Here is a 19,325-nt window from a genome sequence, read left to right as displayed (position 1 = left end):
GGCCAAGTTCAAAAGAACTTGGCTTGTGTGCGTAAATTACTGCACGATCTCAAGACGCTTTTGGGCATCGTCGCGACGACGGCGGCGAGTTGGCTTTGGAGTTTCCTCTTCGTCCTTGTTGTTGTGAATTTCACCAACAGCGATCTCGGAGGAGTCTTTGATCTCCATAGCGTACTTGCGCTCTTCAGCCTCGGCACGCAATTTACGTTGTGCCTCACGCTTTTCATAGCCACTTAAGGTCCAATCCTCTGGAGTAGTTGGCTTGAACTTACGTGGATTGCTCTCCAGGGCAATATCGAGCACTTCGTCGATAGTCTTAACTGGAACGATCTTAAGACCCTTAGTTACGTTCTCAGGGATATCCCACAGATCTTTCTTGTTATCAAATGGAATACATACAGTCTTCACACCACCACGCAGTGCAGCAAGGAGCTTCTCCTTAAGACCACCGATGGCCAGCACGTCACCACGCAGTGTGATTTCACCAGTCATAGCCACATCAGAGCGCACTGGGTTGCCAGTTAAAGCAGACACAATAGCGGTGGTGGTAGCACTACCTGCTGATGGACCATCTTTCTTGATAGCACCCTCAGGGAAGTGGACGTTAAGGTCAACACTTTGATAGAAGTCTGGAGCTAAGGAGAACTCACGAGCATGGGAGCGAACCCAAGCAATAGCAGCAAAGACAGACTCCTTCATCACTGAGCCAAGCTGACCAGTGAGCAGGTGCGTACCCTTACCCTCGTTAGCAATAACTTCAACTTGCAGCATATCGCCACCAACTGAACTTACTGACAGACCGTTGACGACGCCAACACGATTGTCCTTAAGCTTAGAGGTGTAGTCGTAGCGCTTAGGGCCAATGAGCTTTTCAATCTCCTTAACGCCTAAAACAGTCTTTTTAGGAGTCTTAGGAGGGTTAAGCATCAGCTCCTTAACTACCTTACGGCACAGCTCTGCGATGATGCGCTCTAAAGCACGAACACCAGCTTCCATAGTGTAGTGCACGATCAGCTGCTTTAAGCCTGCATCAGAGATATCAAACTCATCCTCGCTTAAGCCATTTCTGCGCAGCTGCTTTGGCAGTAAGTGCTCGCGAGCAATATGGAACTTCTCATCTGCAGTGTATGAAGACAGATCAATGATCTCCATACGATCAGACAATGCAGGAGGGATGTTGTAGCTGTTAGCAGTTGCAATAAACAGCACCTTAGATAAATCGTACTCAAGGTCAACGTAGTTATCTGAGAAGGTGGAGTTCTGCTCTGGGTCTAATACTTCAAGTAAGGCTGCAGAGATGTCGCCATGGTAAGTATTAGTTGAAATCTTATCGATCTCATCGAGCAAGAACAGTGGGTTATTCACCTCGCACTTGATCATGCCCTGAATAATACGGCCAGGCATAGCACCGATGTAAGTACGACGGTGACCTCGAATCTCAGACTCATCATACATACCACCAAGAGCAACACGTACATACTTACGACCAGTTGCTTTAGCAATGGAGGCAGCTAAAGAAGTCTTACCGATACCTGGAGGGCCCATTAAGCATAAGATCTGACCATGGGTGTCAGTCTGCTCACGACGGCTTTGTACTGCAAGGAACTCTAAGATACGGTCTTTAACTTTCTTAAGACCATAGTGCTCTTGCTCTAAAACATCACGTGCCTTAGCAAGCTCCTTATTGATTTCGGTGCTCTTAGACCAAGGTATGGAGAGCAAGGTATCAATATAGTTGCGCACCATGGAGTTTTCGCCAGTGTTAAGCGGCATGATGGCAAGACGAGAGATTTCCTTTTGCAGACGGTTAATAACCTCTACAGGAGCATCTAAATTAGCAACCTTATTGCGGTACTCTTCAAGATCATTGCTGTCATCTACCTGAATGTTAAGCTCACGCTTAATAGCCTTGAGCTGCTCATTTAAGTAGAAGTCACGCTGTGATCGATCCATAGCAGCACGAGCATCTTCAGCGATCTTCTTATCTACTTCAGCCTTGTAGGAGAAGTTGTTTAAGAAAGCGATCACTGCCTTAGCACGAGCAACTGGATTTAAGGTCTCTAAGATGTACTTCTTGTCGAAGAATGGCAGATTTAAGATCTGAGCTAAACCATCAGCAAGCTGACCTAATACAGCAAGCTCACGTACGGCGACAATTAACTCAGATGGAATGTTCTTCTCGATGATATTGCGGCCACCGTGCTTTTGCACCTCAAGAGCATTGTCTAAGGCGTTTCTTAAAGCGTCGATGTAACGCTTCTCGATAACAGGGTCTACCTCAACTTCCTTTAAGAACTCGACCTCAACATGGCGTACTTGATCGGCTGGATCATCGATAATACGAGAGATCACAACACGCTCGTAACCACGAATAGTGGCACGGTACTGTTCTTTGTCGTTGTAAGCGGCGCTTAAAACCTTAGCAACTACACCCACACGGCCTAACTCATCTTTAGTAGGACGTACATCGGAGTCAGCAAGCTGTGTAAATACAGCAATATTCTTGTCGCTCTTTAATGCCTCTTGCAAGGTGAGCACGGTGTTTTCACGTGCTGCAATCAGTTGCACATTGGCAGATGGAGTAATAACAATCGAGCGCAGAGTTATAAGCGGGAACTTAGCAGTACGAGTATTGCCTTCATTATCGGTTACCACCTCGTAATCAGAGGTTGATGTATTCTTGTCAGCAGACACGTCTTTCTCCTTATCTGCGCTTAAATCATCACTATCAGATTGCTTAGTTGAAGAACGTTTAGCTCTCTTAGACTTGACTGTATTCTCTTGAGTCTCAACCTTTGAGCTATCAGTAGCGTCAGCATCAGTTACTAACGCTGCCTTATCTTCTTTAGTCTCTTCAACAGTCTCATGAACTGCAGCGGCTACTTCTTGTTCCTCATCAACCTTTGCTTGGGCCTCTTCATTGGCCTTGTTCTTACGTCTTTGTAAGAAAGCGTTGATGGCAGCAGCCTCTGCCTCTTGAGCTTCATTCTTAGTTAAAGTTGCGCCCTTAACCTGATCTGCGCTGACATTTTCCTCAGCTACAGGATCACGAGCGATGCGATCTTCGGCCATAGCTGCACTTTTTACAGTGCTCTTTACCTGACTCTTAGTTACGCTCTCTTGTGGCGCTGCCTCATTGGTAGAGGCCTTTACATTCTTTGAGCTTGCGCTCTTTGCAGCACTATCAGTAACAGCACGCTTAGACACGCTCTTAACACTAGCACTCTTTGCCTCAGTGGCAGCCTTGCTCTTAGCGCTAGTGGTGCCTTTTGTTGTAGCGCTCTTGCTAGCTGCAGTCTTAGCACTCTTGCTTGAGCTGCTCTTGCTTGCACTAGCGGTGCTCTTTAAGGTCGCACTATCCTTAGTTGCTGATGCAGCCTTGGTGCTAGATGCACGTGCCTTGGTGGCAGATGCTTTAGATGTCTTTGCAGCTGCTTCAGCCTTAGCATTAGCTTCTTTCTTATCACTAGAGGCACTAGCTGGTGCCTTAGTCTTAGTTTTGGCATTTGTATTTTTTGATGAGGCCATAGAATTAGACTTAGTGGTAGTTGCAGTGGCTAATGTAGTTTTATTTCGCACAGTGCGCTTAGAGCTGCTAGTCGTCGCTGCTGCTTTAGTTGCGCCTGACTTAATTACCTTATCCTTTTGCTCGATATCTGCTTTTACAGAACTATTAGCTTTCTTTGCTCGTACCATATTGTGTCTTAGCGGCTAATACAAGCCGTCACTGAAAGTGGAAACGAAATCTTTTAATGGAAAAGCTACAAGAGTAAGTGCTCTTATGTGCCATCCAATTTTTATCAGCTTTGTAGATAAGCTATATGTAAAGCATACATAAGTTGAAGATCTTAAATCCCTAGCTTCACAATTAAGCGCATTGACCTAACTTATAGGCCAGTTGTTGCCATCTTAATATGCTCTGATGAGCCGTATTTGTTACGCTCTATTGAACCTAATTAAGACGGTTAATTGCTATTGTTAATGTAAGCATAGCGTATCTGTTTTAGCTGGCACTTAGTAGACCTTAGATAGTGCGTGCAAAATGAACCACGCTCTAAGACAACTTTGTGCAGCTATGATTATTACATCTATAGAGCGGTTTTTAACGAAAAGTGCGAAATAAGTTGCAATAAGGCCTAAATATGCCCACTGCTTAACACTTCTAGCTAGTTATAAATGCCAAAATATGGTTGCAATGACAACACCGTGAACCACTTTTCACCATATATGCATCGCTAAAACATCAAAATTACATCTAGAGCGCGCAAAAAAAATAACATTGAACCAAAAGTTTTAGCCTTGCTAAAACTCAAGTCGACCATAAAAAGACCACGCCCATTTTGCTAACTGCAATCAGCCAGCAAGCATATAGTCACTACGCGACATAAGCGCCAATTCGTTGTAATACCTATTTTCATCATGCAATCTTGCATCGCAAGCTGCAGCTAATCTCTCGGTACTTTGCTGCTGTTTATTGAGGTGCGTGGCGCTGTGGCCTTTTGCGTGTGCTGTTGCTTTGCTTTCTCTTTGTTGAGTTGCTTTTGCTTTGTTGCTTAGGCTTGTTTGCTTCTTGGGACTGCTGTTTTGGCTTGTAGCTGTGGCACTTGGGGCTTTGCTTTACAGGTTGGAGTGTTGGTTTGGGCGGCCTAAAACGGCAAAGGGCAGCTAAGGTTGAGTTTTACCTTGGCTACCCTTTGCAAATCACTGATGGTGATGATCTTGATTAGCTGTTGGAAACTAACTCAGACTCTTCAGTGCTCTTAATGATCTTAGGCTCGGTACCGTTGCGTACGCAGTCCTCGTCCACGATAACCTTAACTACGTCTGATACTGATGGCAGATCGTACATGGTGTTGAGGAGGAGGTTTTCTACTACGCTACGTAAGCCACGAGCGCCAGTCTTACGCTCAATAGAGATGTCTGCGATAGCTGAGAGTGCATCTTCGGTGAACTCAAGCTCTACACCCTCAAAGCGGAAGATGGTCTCGTACTGCTTAATTACAGCGTTCTTTGGCTCAGTTAACACACGTACTAATTGCTCGCGGTTAAGCTCTTCAAGAGCACTGATAACTGGGAGACGACCTACAAACTCTGGGATGATACCAAACTTAACTAAATCATCAGGCTCAACCTTTTGATACTTCTCAGTTAAGGTCATGCGCTCATCTTTGCCTTTAACCTCAGCACCAAAGCCCATGCCAGAGTTCTTGGCAAGACGCTTATCCACAATCTTCTCCAGGCCATCAAATGCACCGCCACAGATAAAGAGAATCTGAGAGGTGTTAACTTCGACCATTGGCTGATTTGGATGCTTTCTACCGCCAGTTGGAGGCACGGAAGCGGTGGTACCTTCGATGAGCTTTAATAAAGCCTGCTGCACGCCTTCACCAGATACGTCACGGGTGATGGATGGGTTTTCACTCTTACGTGCAATCTTATCGATCTCATCGATATAGATAATGCCCTTTTGCGCCTTCTCAACATTACCCTCACAGGAGTTGAGCAGACGTACGATCACATTCTCTACGTCCTCACCTACGTAACCTGCCTCGGTTAAGGTGGTGGCATCAGAGATAGCAAAAGGAACATTTAAGAACTTAGCTAAGGTCTGTACAAGCAGAGTCTTACCTGAACCGGTTGGACCAATCATTAAGATGTTGGACTTGCCAAGCTCAACATCAGAGTCCTTGCCAGAGTGTCTTAAACGCTGATAGTGGTTATAAACCGCTACAGATAAAACCTTCTTGGCATCTTCCTGACCGATTACATACTGATTGAGGTGATCTGCAATCTCATGTGGGGTAGGAATGGTATCAAGGTTAATATAACCTGGATCGTTCTTGCTCTCAGCAATCTTTTTCTTTTGCTTGATGATATCAGCGCAGCGCTCAATACACTCTGAGCAAATGCAATAGCCAGAGTTGGATTGAATTAAAGCACGGGTATCTGATGATGACTCACCACAAAAGAGACAGGAGTTTTTATTCTTGTCGGTCATTAGCCACCTCTACTACTTTCTGCTGTCGCCTGAATTGTCGCTCTTGGATCTAGACTTGCCCTTGGAAGTCTTAGCGCCAGTAAATAAACGATTGTCCTGCTCAGGCTTTTGCTGATTTGGCCACATAGGAGGCTGCATTTGACCAGGCATCTGATTAACACCTGGCATTGGCATACCTGGCATTGGTGGCATATTGCCCTGCATGGCAGCGCTTTGCATAAAGGCCTGCATAACTGGATTTACGCTAGCCATACCCTGCAGTGCTTGCATATTAGGAATTGGCTGATTTGGGTTTAAAGGCTGATTTGGAGCCTTATTGTTATCCATCATGGCCTGATTATTGGCCATCATGTTTTGCATCATTGGGTTAACGCCCATAGCGTTAAAGCCCTCTGACATAGAAACTTGCTGGCTAATTTCTGGGAAGAACTCAGGGCCTGGACCTGATGAGCTTGGACCGTTGCCATCAGGATCGCCATCAGGACGCTCAGCGCCATCCTCACCACGGCGAGTAATGACCTTATCAATGAGGCCATAAGCTAATGCCTCGTAAGAGGACATAAAGTTATCACGCTCACAGTCAGCCATTACCTTCTCGTGTGGCTGTCCAGTGTTTTGAGAGAGCAGTGAGGTCAGAGTGTGCTTGATACGCTCAGTTTCACGAGCGTGGATCATAATATCAGTAGCCTGACCTTTGTAACCGCCTAATGGCTGGTGGATCATGATACGTGAGTGTGGCAGGGCCATACGCTTGCCTTTAGCACCACCGGCAAGTAAGAAAGAGCCCATGGAGCATGCCTGACCGATACATAAAGTGCAAACATCTGGCTTGATGTACTGCATGGTATCGTAAATGGCCATACCTGCAGTCACTACACCACCAGGGCTGTTGATGTACAGGTAAATATCCTTATCAGGATCATCTGACTCTAAGAACAAGAGCTGAGCAATGATGAGATCAGCCATGCGATCTTCGACTTCACCAGTTAAGAAAATCACGCGATCTTTTAACATGCGTGAGTAGATGTCGAAAGAACGTTCGCCACGTCCTGTTTGCTCGATCACCATTGGAACGAGACTGGACATTCTAGTTGGAAGGTCAAATCCTGACATGAAGAGCTCAACTCCGGTTAATTAACAGTACTCTCAGTGTAATGAGTTTAGGGCAAGTATAAGCACCTTACATCTAAGCGACAATAAAGCCTAGTGATAAGATTGCTAAAGATCAGTGCCTGATCTTATCTATGATACCCCCGCAATAGATGTTTTGGCTATCGATCGCGATTAAATTCTTTAAAGGCACCTAGATCGCCTTAAAACAACTACGCTCGCAACGCCTTTAAATGCAATGGCTATTGCGATCGCGTAGCGCTAGCAATGCTATGGCACATGCGATCGCAGTGCGATAGCAAGTGCAATCGCATCTGCGATTGCGACTGCCGATGCGAGTGTAACTGCAGTTTTAATTGCAGTTGCGCTTGCGCGAGCTTGGGCACAAGCTGACAGCAAGATCGCCGCGCGATGATTGCGTGTTGTACGCTAAATAAGATCGTGATGATTTAGGCTTTAAGGTACTTAATTTTAAGATCTTAGCTTGTTGTGTAGGCACAGCACCCTAAAAAAAGAGCCCGCTCGTAAGAGAAGGCACTTTCTTTAAGAAACTGATGGCAAGTAATTGCCCTTGAGTAGCTTCCTGTCTAAAGAGGCCTCCAAATGGAAGCCTCTTTTTAAGCATTTAAGCTTATGACTATACTAACTTAAAGTCAGTATTACTCAGCGTCCTGCTCAGACTTCTTAGCGATAGAAGCCATCATACGCTCACGAGCACGCTCCTGAATAGCGTTCTCCTGCTCCTCGCGTAACTTCTGGAACTCTTCAAATGACTTGTCAGCAGTGTTAGCGTTTACTAAGCCAGCTAAGAAGTTCATGAGCTTAACGTTGCCAGCAGCGCGAACTACGTTCTCGAGTAATTCCTTGTCCTTACGAACCTCAGTCTTGAACTCTTCTGGATCGTCGTAAGAAATAGCAGCCTTAGCGATCTGAGCATCAACTTCAGCGTCTTCAACCTGAACCTTGAAGTTCTCAGCAGCAATCAGACCCTCTAAGAGGCACTGCTCATTAGCCTGATCCTCAACCTGAGCGGCAAAGCCACCTAACAGAGCGTTCTTTAACTTGTCGTCGAGCTTACCGCCGAACTGACGGGAAAGCTGCTGCTCAGCAATGTAGTTAACCATTGCACGTGGAGCAACAACATCAGGATACTTAGTAGCAATTGCCTTCATTAAGGCAGTGATGTTGTAGTTGGTTGAACCGATCTCAGCCTGCTGCTCAAGGTTAGACTTTAATGAGCCCTTGAGTGCGTCAAGACCCTTATCCTCAAAGCCAAAAGCCTTTAAGAAGTCAGCGTCGATCTCTGGGAGAACCTGCTTAGATACTGAGTTAACAGTAATGTCAAAGGTAGCCTTAGCGCCCTTTAACTCTTCTGCGTGGTAGTCCTCAGGGAAGGTGCACTCGATGGTGAAGCTATCGCCAGCCTTGTGACCAATGATGCTCTCAGTGAAACCTGGGATCATCTGAGCAGTCTTGATGTTGAGGTTGAAGCCTTCAGCCTTGCCACCTTCAAATGGAACGCCGTCCTTCTTACCTAAGAAGTCGATGTTAGCGGTGGAGTCCTGGTCTACTACAGCACCGTCAACTACCTGCCACTTGCCCTGCTGCTGGCGCAGACGCTCGATCATAGCATCAACATCAGCGTCAGATACGGTTACATTAACGAGCTCAACGTTAACGTCCTTGAGATCCTTCTTCTCAACGGTTGGATAGATTTCACACTCGCAGGTGTAAACAAAGTCGCCAGACTCGTTGTTAGAGATATTGGTTACGTTTAAGGAACCTGGGTATACCTTAAGCTCAGTCTTCTTTACAGCCTCTTGGATAGAGGAGTTTAAAGCATTGTCTAAAGCTTCGTTGTTAATACGCTGGCCATAAGCCTCTAAAACTACGTTGCGTGGAGCGTGGCCCTTACGGAAACCTGGCATAGTAACGGATGCGGCTACTTTCTTGAAGGCCTTATCAACATAGGTATTAAACTGTTCAGCTGGAAGTTGAACCTCAAAAGAAGCATTGATGCCTTCTACTTTAGTTACATTAACCTGCATTATCAAACCTCAAAATGCGAGTGCAGTACGATTAAAATTAAACGTGTGGACTGTTTGCAGCTGTTACTGCTTGCCGCACCAAGTCGCAGCTCTTTAAAAAGTCGCAGTTCTTAATAAAAGATGGGAGATTAAACCTCCCCAAAGCTTTAGCTTTGCGCAAAAACTGCCACTTGGTGCAACAAGTCGAACCGCATCGGTTCAAAAGAGCAAAGCCCCTTACTTGTCCTTCACAGTCTTACGAAACTCAAGATTATAATAGCAACTTAGGTAAAATGCCACATTCGGACGCAAAAACAGGCCAAAATCAGCGTAAATCAACGCAAAATCACTTGCAAAAGCCCCTTAAATCCAACAATTGAGCCTAGATAAGCAAGCTTACTTAGGCAAATGATCTTAACTTTTCCCCCTGCAATATGTTTATAGTGACACTATCGTGCCCGTCATAAGCAATGTTGAGAATATGATGTATTTGTTAAACGATACCTTACCTACCAACTTCAATGACAATGATCCCTAGCTCACCAAGAACGCACAATCTCTTTAAAAGCTTTCGCGTCTATTCAATGCCATTTCTTTCCTAATACTCCTTTTCTTAGCTTATGCTCCTTTGCCCTCAAAAAGTTATGAAGCCATCGATGGCTAATTGGCATCAAATGATGTGGGGTAGTCAATTGTTTTTGGGTCATCAGATGCTGTGGCGGTCATCAAATGCTATTGGGATCATCAAATAATGTGAGATCATCAGATGCTATGGGGTAGTCAATTGCTTTTGGGCATCATGAGGTCAAAGGATTCTATTTAATCATCTGATGCTCTTTGGCTATCTAAATCCTGCCTATCGCCATGATCTTATTTAGAGAGCTATCTTGTTGCTATAAGCTGACTGCTAGGATGTCTCACAGCATCTTTACAATAAGTTCTAGCCTGATGACTAGATGTATTTAGTGACTGATCTTGCAAAGATTAGTGGGCATAGTTGACAAGAATTATCACAAACCTACAATTGCAACATTGAGCAATTTACTCGTAATCTCGCCATTTTATTTGGCATTTTTACCAACGTTTTATAGCGCCGCATTGCTACTTGGTACTTAAGAGACAAGATAGTAATGAGTTGGTTAGCTTTTTTTGGTAATTATGTCCATATTTTGATTTTGGTATGAGCACTCTTATCCGTGCTACAAGATCATGGCCATGTAGATGACACGGGATGATTGCTATAAAGATTTGCTAGTATGCACTTATATTACAAGCTAGCGATCTTAGTTAAGATGGAACATTTGATCTTGGCTTGTTTGATCAGTTGTATGAGTTTGACAATGCTGATCTTATGAGATGATTTGTCTCGTTTGCTCTAAGGGAGTTTGGTTTTAGATGGACGCAGCTTATCTAGGTATTATCGAGGGCTTCTATGGCAAACGTTACGCCACAGAAGAGCGTGAAGCTATCTTTAATTTTGCAGCCAACAATGGCTATAGCTTCTACATCTACGCGCCAAAGGCAGATAAGCAACTGCGCGATGAGTGGTTAAATGAGATCTCTCAAGAGTACAAAGAAGAACTTAAAGATTTTGCATCTAAAGCTCATGCAAGTGGTATCGACTTTGGTGTGGCCTTATCTCCACTCAAGCTAACTGCTAATTTTGAAGAAAACCAAGCCGTTCTTTTAGAGCGCGTAAAAGAGCTGTGCGCTGCTTCTTCTTGCGATATCTTCTGCCTCCTCTTTGACGACATGGTCAAGGACTCTGAAGACTTTGGCAAGGTACAAAATAAGATCATCAAGCTTGTTGAATCTCAGCTCCCTGAGCATGTTAAGCACTTTATCATCTGTCCTTCTTACTACACTGATGATCCTATCTTAGACAAGCTCTTTGGTCAGCGTCCTGAACATTACTTTGAAGACTTGCTCGAGGGCATGCCAGAGCGTGTCAATATCTTCTGGACGGGACCTGAGGTCTTATCTAAAGACATCACTGTTAAGCACCTTGAATATGTAACCAAGTTACTTGGTCGCAAGCCTTTTATCTGGGATAACTACCCTGTTAATGATGGCAAGAAGATCCATAACTTCTTATACATTAACAAGTTCCAGGGTCGTCGTGGCTTAGCTCCATATGTAACTGGCCATGCCGTTAACCCAATGGTACAACCTCTCCTGTCTACCTTAGCTGAGGTTACACTGCCACTTATCTATCAGGATAAGACCAACGAAGAGATCAACTTTGCTCACTTACAGCGTGCTCGTGAACTCTTTGGTAAAGCAACCTCAATGATCATCAAGTACGACAATCTCGACCTGCTCACCAGAATTGGTCTAAACAATATGTCTACTCGTGACAAGGTACGTTTCCTTGAGTTTAGCCAGATGGAAGATCGACCTGCTTTAAAAGAGCTTGCTGACTTTATTCAAGGGGATGAGCGCTTTGACCAAACCATCATCAATGGCACTCACATCATCACTCAGGCTTAAAGAAAACGCTTAAGCCTAGTTCTACAAATACAAGCCATATACACCACTTGAAGCTACTCAAACCCAAGCTTCAGTGATCGCTATAAAGCCCATTAGCAACTAACCTTGCTCATGGGCTTTGTCGTTTTTGCAGCCATGCATACATATATGAAGACCGCCGCCCTACTCTCAATAACAGGTCATATATCACCTTGCTCTTGAGCATGAACATGCTTGTTGCCTTTAGCTCTATGGCTACTGCAGACTCTGTGTTCATACAACTTTAGAATGTGCCAAGCACATGAGACCACGGCCTTGCCTTGGCAATTTGCTTTATAAACGATTGAGTCTAGTTGGTAGTGCTCAAATGATCTTTATCGTTCATGTGCGCTATATGTGATGGAGTGGCTATATGTAATGGAATAGCTACATGTACTTGAGTGTAAGGATGACAGTGATGGGCCTAACAGTGAAAGGTTACTAGGATCTGTGTCTCTTAAGGCAAATTGCTATGGCGCATAAACAACAAAGCCACCGCATGGTGGCCTTGCTGTTAAGTACTTAAGCGTACTTTAGAAGATCTTGTTGAGCTGACCTGTTTCTTTGTTGCGCAGTGGCTGTACCTCTAAGAGGGATACAGGAGGCACAAAGTCATCCATATGATAGTCAGATGGGCTTAATGGAGGCTCAGGACGTGGCATCTTGGTATCAGCAACAAAAGGTGCAACACCGGTAGATGGCGCATACTGCACGATTACCTTCACAAGCTCTGGGCTTAAGATTGGCTCATTGTTAACTGCCAGCTTAGAGATGTCAGTTACACTAGTGAAGTTACGAGCACCGTAACGATCTTTAAAGGCCTTATCTAAGGTGCTAACTGACTCATAAAATGAGAATGGTCTATCCATGACCTCGCCAGTGGTTGGATCCTTAATCTCTTGTTGAGCTACAGGATCACCTTCACGATAAGCGATATTGCCGCGTAGCACATTATTTGAAACTACTAAGACCTGCTTTAAGATATCAGCCGGCTCAATACGCTGCTGCAGTAAGTCGATGATGCTCTTAGCTGGGCCATAGACTTTAGAGATCTCAAGTAAGTCATCAAATCCACGGCTAAACTCTTTACCAGCACCAATACCGGACATAAGCATTAAATCATAGATAATGCGGCCAGAGAGGTCATTTTGCTCAACAGCTGCAATTCTAATCCAGTTACCTGCCTTAGTAAGTGCATCAGGAGTATCGGTTTCAGTTAAAGCAAATACGCCTAAAGCAGTAGATGCTGGACCATAACCATTAGCAGCTGCAGTATTAAACAGCTGAATACCCATCTCATCGCCGCCCTTAGCTCCAGAACGTAATGAGATTAAACCTAAAGAGTACAGAGCAATTGGATTTTTCTTATCCACAGCTGCAGAGTACATATCGATAGAATCTTGAGGATTACGCTTAGCTGCATAGCCGTGCCAGTAAACGCCGCCAAGTCGTACATAAGCATCGGTAATGCCCTTGTCTAAAGCAGCTTTCCAATACTCTAAAGCAGCCTGAGCATTTGATGAAATCTTGTCGTTACCCACAAAGAGCATATCGCCCATTTGCATCTCAAGATCTTTAGCACCCTTTTGCTTAGTCTTTAAAATAAAGTCGATATAGTCTTTTTCATTGGTCAGCAGTGGCAGTGCACGCTTAACCATTTGTGAGAAGTACTCAGTTGCCTGTAAGTTGATATCACGAGGAACCATGTTAAGTGGATCGCCATGATACCAATTGTTCTTAACCTGTAAACCTTGCTTAATGAGAGCAGCTTCGTCATTGGCACGACGGATAGCGCCTTGCTCAAAGAAAGAAATGGCCGCATCAACACCTTTAGCACGACCAAAACCGATTAAGGCTAAGTCGCCTAAAATCTCATAGGCAGTGTGGCGCTTAAATTTAACAGCCTTCTCTGCATATAAAGCAGCGTTATCGTACTGACCGCTTGTGACGTAGAAGTAAGACAAGAACTCAGAAGCGTATGGGTCTTGTTCTGCATCCGCTTGCTTTAACAGTGCTTCAGCGCGATAGAAGTCAGAGTATGCTAAAGCCTTGATACCCTCGGCAGTAATTGCCTTACGCTCAGACTCTGCATTCATGGTATATGCGTAGAGCAATCCATAAAAGATAGCAGCAAAGAACAATACGCCAATAGCTACCATTGCATAGCGCTGGCGCATACGGTTTCTCTCCCTATGCTCCATTGCCTTGATCTTTTTTAACATGTTTGCCATAGCAAAATATCTCTCTAGACTTAGTTCTAGCGCAAGCTTGCTACATGACCAAGTTCGTCATTCAAGCCTGACCTCATCACCTTTAGTAAATTACAGCAATTGCATTACTAAAGTACAAGGATTTGTCTTATGGTCGAGTTTTTAAGGTAAAAACAGACCGCTTATAGTGTAAAACAGCATGCCTTTTCAGGTCATGCTGTCGTAAAAGTAATATAAAACTTACTACTCTTGCTCGGTAGAGTACCAATCTTCTGGTACACCAACATCAGGCATTTCAACCTCAGTTCTACTGTCAATCTTGAACTGATCACGTTGCAGCTCAACAATGGCCTTAGAGGACTGTCTGCGCTCTGAATCGGTATAGCCAGTAGTAGCTAATTGCTCATCACCGTAAGTACGAATTTCAATGATGTCCTTGTTAATACCAGCATCAGTGAAAATCTTGGCAATATTGTCACCACGGCGCTTGGCAAGATCGATATTATCGAGGTTATCTTCACTACCTGAGCCGAATGATGAAATGATGATCTTATTTACAGAAGTATCAATCTTGCAGTACTCAATCTGCTGATCTAGACGCTGCTGTGAAGAAGGAGTGAGACGATTCTCGGTCTCGTAGAACATTAAAGCTACTAAGTTAACATCGGTATAACCAAATGGCAGCAGCTGAGCTGAGCAGTCAATAAACTCCTTGTATGGCTTAGCAAAGCCCATTGGGCTTAATACTGGCACGATACTCTCAACGAAGTTTGGATGCTCACTTAAGTATGGGAATAAGATACGCTGACCATTGCTAAGCTCACGGAGCATAGACCAGGATACAGAGTCTCCCACGAATGGACGGAAGCCACGGTATAAATCGATTTCACCGATCTCGTTTTCTACACCCTGTGGACGCCACTCTGGTGGAGCGGAGATGATACGCATCTTAGATCTTGAGATGATCTGAGTAGATGGGAAAATTTCAAGGCTCAGACGGCGCTTTACGCCAGACAGTAAAGTAAAGTCTGCGCGACCATAACCACTAATGTTAGAGGACAGCACACAGGAGATCCTTGATGAGGCTGTAGACCAGTCTTTGGCCTGAGTATCGCTAATGCTTGCCTCGTAGCGTACATTAGCTGAAGCACTTGTAGCACTAAGCAAAGCTGCTAAGGCCAAGCTAATCAATCCTGCTTTACGCATACGTTTAAGGTCTCCATCTTTTACGTAAACTGCCAACATAGGCAGGCGGTATCGGCATAAACTTTTACATGTACCGAGTTTTATTCGGCACCTTGCGTGTCTCAAAGCGCATATAAATAGGCAAATAGCTATTTAAACACTAAGAAACAGCGTTGTATTTTAGCACGAGCGCTAATGCTTATCTTTGCATAACATCACGCATCTATAACAGCGACTATAAATCGCTTAAAAAACGTAGCTTTATGCACAGGCCTTGTGCATTCTTAGGATTGCATTATGTACTAATGAGACAAAATAGAGAAACTTTTAGCTCAAAGTCATAGCCTACAAGCCTTGTGCACACAAAGGCGCTCATCGCACTGTTAGCAAAGACAGTGCCAATAAACTCGTCTCACTTTTTCGACACCATCTAAACAAATGCCGAATCTAAGCCATTTTCATCACCTAATCCGGCCTTTTTAGTGACAAACTAGATAAACACCAGTCCACAAGCGTTAAGAACCAAGCACTAATAAACGATCAAGTGCAACAAGCCTTCAGATAAACATATCTCAAACCGATCACTTGCAAACATATCCCTCATGAGGGTAAGGCTAAACGTTTGCTATAGTCTGTGAAGCTATTTCGTAAGCGCTGTGAAACTTTACAGAATGTTACAAATTTTCATAAATTATTGCCAAAGCAACTGTGATTTTATCTAAGGGTTCACACTTTTACGGTTACGAATTGCTAGATTTATTCCACAACTGTTAGCTTTGCAGTACAATCAAAAGTTGAGCGCTATTATTTTTTATGGGCGCAACATTTTCAGCATATTTAGGCAGATTTGCCTATAGCCTGGATAACAACGCTTTAAGTACAAGCCATCTCTTTTCACTTGGCTTTACTTAGGCCGATACACACTTTTATGCCAATGGCTTTTTCTAAAGTGCATAGCACTTAGAGCATTGCCCTTGTGCACAGCACCTTTGATTCATCTGCTAAGGAATAGCTTTCTTAATGAGAGCACCATTCCTTGCAGGTATTGTTTAGGAAAGAGGCATACTCCTCAAGCACTACGCTGCAATAAATCTGCAGACTGTCAGTTTGGTCAAATACTGCCGATGCTCCTAGAGCAAGCTTGAGTCTCGTATAGCCATAATCCTTAATGGAGATAGGTATGGGCTTTTTTGACAAACTCTTCGGCGGCAACAAACCAGCAAACATTACTTTAAAGTCACCAATCAAGGGTGACATGATCAATGTTACTGAGATTCCTGACCCAACCTTTGCTGAGTCTGTACTCGGTCCTACCACCTGCTTCAAGCCAGGCGATGATGGCACTGTTTACGCTCCTTGTGATGGTGTTGTAACTCAGATCTTCAAGACTGCTCATGCTGTTACCCTGACTTCTACTGACAATGTAGAAATCCTCATCCACGTTGGTATCAACACTGTAGACTTAAAGGGCGAAGGTTTTGAGGCCTTAGTAAAGGATGACGATCAGGTTAAGGCTGGTCAGCCACTCATCCGTTTTGATAGCAAGGTAATTGCAGATCACGGTTTATCAAACCTTGTTCCTGTTGTTGTATGCAATGCTAGCGACTTCAAGAGCGTGGAGTTTATCGCACCTAAGGCCGTAACCACTGACGACGACATCTGCACCATTCAACCTGCGGAGCAGTAAACCATGTATACAGGAAAAGGTCGTTGTGCCTGTGCCGGTATTACCTTTGGTAAAGTCCTGCACATTAAAACCCCTGAAGTGGTTGCATCTGACAGAGATTGCCTAAGTGTTGATCAAGAGCTTGAACTCTTTGAGGGCGCTCTTAGCAAGGCTGCCACAGAACTTGATCGTCTTATCGAGAAAGCTCGTGAAGAGATCGGTGATGAGCAGGCAGAAATCTTCGAAATTCACCGCATGATGCTCGAAGATCCGGACATTTGCGACAACATTCGGGACCGTATTAAAAAGGGCGGCATCAATGCAGCTTACGCTGCTGTTAGCGTTGGTAAAGAGCAGGCTGCTGACTTTGAAGCCTTAGATGATCCTTACATGCGTGAGCGTGCTGCTGACGTAAAGGACGTAACTGGCCGTATTGCCCGAATTTTACGTGGTGGTGAAACTGTTGAGCTTACCGAAGCTTGCGTTATCGTTGCTGATGATCTGCAGCCATCACAAACTGTAGCTTTAGATCGTTCCTTAATTTTAGGTTTTGTGCTGCGCCATGGCACTCAGAACTCTCATGCTTCGATCTTAGCTCGTACCATGAACATTCCTCTTATCATCAACTCTAATCTGCCAAGCAGCCTTGATGGCGATGGTAAGGCAGCAACTGAGTCTGAAGAGGCAATGGACTTAACTGGTCATACCATTGGTCTTGATGCTGTAAAGGGCGAGTTCTTCATCGATCCTGATCAGAGCACCATTACCAAGCTCATGGCTGCTAAAGACGTATTTGAGCAACAGCGTATTCGTCAGCTTGCTCTACGTGGTCAGCCAGGTATTTCTAAAACCGGTCACCGTGTTTATACCTTTGCCAACATCGGTCAGCCTGATGATGTTGAGCAGGTATTAGAGAACGATGGTGAAGGTATTGGTCTGTTCAGATCAGAGTTCTTATACTTAGGTAGATCTGATCCACCTAGCGAAGAAGAGCAATTTAAGGCCTACGCTAAGGTAGCTTCCGCTATGAACGGCCGCCTCGTGATTATTCGTACCTTAGATATCGGTGCAGATAAGCAAGTAGATTACTTCGATCTGCCGCATGAGGAAAACCCAGCATTAGGCTTACGTGCTCTGCGTATTTGCTTAACCAAACCAGAAATCTTTAAGACTCAGCTGCGTGCTATTTACCGCGCTGCAGCTCGTGGCAATATCGCTATGATGTTCCCAATGGTTACCCGTCTTAAGGAAATCGAGCAGGCTAAGGCCATCTGTGCTGAGGTTGTTGCTGAGCTTAAATCTGAGAACATCGAATACGGCGAGCCAAAGATTGGCATCATGATCGAAACTCCTGCTGCAGCAGTGCTCTCACGTCAACTTGCTGAGCATGTAGATTTCTTCTCTGTAGGTACTAATGATCTCAATCAGTACACCACTGCTTGTGATCGTCAGAACCAAAACTTAGGTGACTTCTACGATCCTCATCATGAGGCTGTATTAGAGCTGTTACGCCAGATTGCATCTAATGCTCATGCTGCCGGCATTACCGCAGGTATTTGCGGTGAGCTTGCTGCCGATCCAGAGCTTACTGATAAGTTCATCGAGATGGGCTATGACGAGCTGTCTGTGTCTCCTGGTGCCGTATTAGCATTAAGAGAGCACGTACGTAACAGTGAAGCTGTATGCTTAAGCTCACTTAAGAACCCAAAGATCTCCTTAGATCCAGTCAAGAAGATCCACAGCTAAGTAATACAAGGCAAATCATTAACTGATTAAGCCACAGCCAAGTTCTAAGTCGCTTGGCTTTCAAATGCCAGACAGCCCCAAAGGCTCTCTGGCATTTTACTTTTTATCAACCAATGCCCCACCCCCACTCACTATTCTGATTATTCTTTCCAGCTTTACTAACCTACCTACTCAAGTCTGAAAAAAATCTCCAAATATACTTATCAATACAAATTTAACTCATATGTAAGTTAAAGGTTAAAGCTCTATCATCACACCCAAAATTACCCCTAAAAACATGGTTATGTCATATATATTTTGTTAAAAGATGGCTTAAATACTATGTTTGAAACTTTTCTAGACACAATGTGAAACGTTTCCAGTGTAAAGGCAAATTTCGTTTTGTGTAATCCACGCTATTACTTTAATGGTACAAACAAAAAACTAAATGCGTTGTATATGCGCTAAATGTTATATCTAGATTTGGCCTTTTTACTTAGTTGTAAAACATATTTGGAGTGAATTTTCAGATTTTTCATAAATGACATTCACTCCCTAGATACAAAGTCGTTAGCTAGAAGAGAAGAACGACTGCACAAGTCGTATCTAAAAGATTCAAACAAACGTAAGGAGTTACGTTATGGCTGTATATGTAAATACTAACTACAGCGCCCTTCAAGGCCAGCGCTACTTAGGCAACGTTCAGAACCAGCTCACTACTACATACCAGCGTTTATCAAGCGGTATGCGTATCAACAGTGCCAAGTACGACGCCGCTTGTCTTCAGATTTCTGACCGTTTAACTTCCCAAATCAACGGCCTCAACCAGGGTAACCGTAACGCTGCTGACGTTATTGCTTTAGCACAGACCATCGAAGCTGGTATGGACGAAATCT

The 19,325-nt window shown here is 44.2% G+C and carries 8 protein-coding genes and 2 pseudogenes; 4 read left to right on the top strand and 6 right to left on the bottom strand.

Annotation, left to right across the window (positions count from 1 at the left end; translation table 11 throughout):
- Positions 1-36: 36 nt before the first annotated feature.
- The 4 genes and pseudogenes from lon to tig all read right to left on the bottom strand — a co-directional run bounded on the left by lon (position 37) and on the right by tig (position 9,156).
- The gene (gene lon / locus RDO37_RS04495) at positions 37-3,696 is read right to left on the bottom strand and encodes an endopeptidase La (protein ID WP_308498254.1); all 3,660 of its coding nucleotides are present in this window, start codon (positions 3,694-3,696) and stop codon (positions 37-39) included.
- A gap of 1,027 nt (positions 3,697-4,723) precedes the next feature.
- On the bottom strand, positions 4,724-5,998 hold the full coding sequence (gene clpX, locus RDO37_RS04490; RefSeq protein ID WP_027939371.1) for an ATP-dependent Clp protease ATP-binding subunit ClpX: 1,275 nt from the start codon (positions 5,996-5,998) through the stop codon (positions 4,724-4,726).
- Between the two features lie 501 nt (positions 5,999-6,499).
- Positions 6,500-7,111: pseudogene (clpP, locus tag RDO37_RS04485) on the bottom strand (ATP-dependent Clp endopeptidase proteolytic subunit ClpP); the annotation flags it as partial.
- 656 nt (positions 7,112-7,767) lie between these two features.
- Positions 7,768-9,156, bottom strand: a complete 1,389-nt coding sequence (gene tig / locus RDO37_RS04480; protein ID WP_308498253.1) for a trigger factor — start codon at positions 9,154-9,156, stop codon at positions 7,768-7,770.
- Between the two features lie 1,374 nt (positions 9,157-10,530).
- Here tig and RDO37_RS04475 point away from each other — a divergent pair.
- The gene (locus RDO37_RS04475; protein WP_308498252.1) at positions 10,531-11,625 is read left to right on the top strand and encodes a beta-N-acetylglucosaminidase domain-containing protein; all 1,095 of its coding nucleotides are present in this window, start codon (positions 10,531-10,533) and stop codon (positions 11,623-11,625) included.
- Positions 11,626-12,176: 551 nt separating this feature from the next.
- Here RDO37_RS04475 and RDO37_RS04470 read toward each other — a convergent pair.
- Both RDO37_RS04470 and RDO37_RS04465 read right to left on the bottom strand, forming a co-directional pair.
- The gene (locus tag RDO37_RS04470; protein WP_308498251.1) at positions 12,177-13,820 is read right to left on the bottom strand and encodes a tetratricopeptide repeat protein; all 1,644 of its coding nucleotides are present in this window, start codon (positions 13,818-13,820) and stop codon (positions 12,177-12,179) included.
- 276 nt (positions 13,821-14,096) lie between these two features.
- On the bottom strand, positions 14,097-15,059 hold the full coding sequence (locus RDO37_RS04465; RefSeq protein ID WP_273322985.1) for an OmpA family protein: 963 nt from the start codon (positions 15,057-15,059) through the stop codon (positions 14,097-14,099).
- A 1,159-nt stretch (positions 15,060-16,218) separates the two neighbouring features.
- Between RDO37_RS04465 and RDO37_RS04460 the strand changes: the two genes are divergently transcribed.
- From RDO37_RS04460 to RDO37_RS04450, 3 genes and pseudogenes are all read left to right on the top strand, one after another.
- Positions 16,219-16,725 (top strand): PTS glucose transporter subunit IIA, encoded by a 507-nt coding sequence (locus tag RDO37_RS04460; RefSeq protein WP_044121496.1) that lies wholly within the window; start codon positions 16,219-16,221, stop codon positions 16,723-16,725.
- 3 nt (positions 16,726-16,728) lie between these two features.
- Positions 16,729-18,450 carry a phosphoenolpyruvate--protein phosphotransferase gene (ptsP, locus tag RDO37_RS04455; RefSeq protein ID WP_308498250.1) on the top strand — a complete coding sequence of 574 codons (1,722 nt, stop codon included), beginning with the start codon at positions 16,729-16,731 and terminating at the stop codon, positions 18,448-18,450.
- Between the two features lie 619 nt (positions 18,451-19,069).
- A pseudogene (locus RDO37_RS04450) lies at positions 19,070-19,325 on the top strand (flagellin); the annotation flags it as partial.

It is taken from the genome of uncultured Anaerobiospirillum sp. (assembly GCF_902485895.1).
Classification (GTDB): Bacteria; Pseudomonadota; Gammaproteobacteria; order Enterobacterales; family Succinivibrionaceae; genus Anaerobiospirillum; species Anaerobiospirillum succiniciproducens.
The sequence above is the reverse complement of the archived record's forward strand: the minus strand, read 5'-3'. Positions and strand labels throughout refer to the sequence as shown.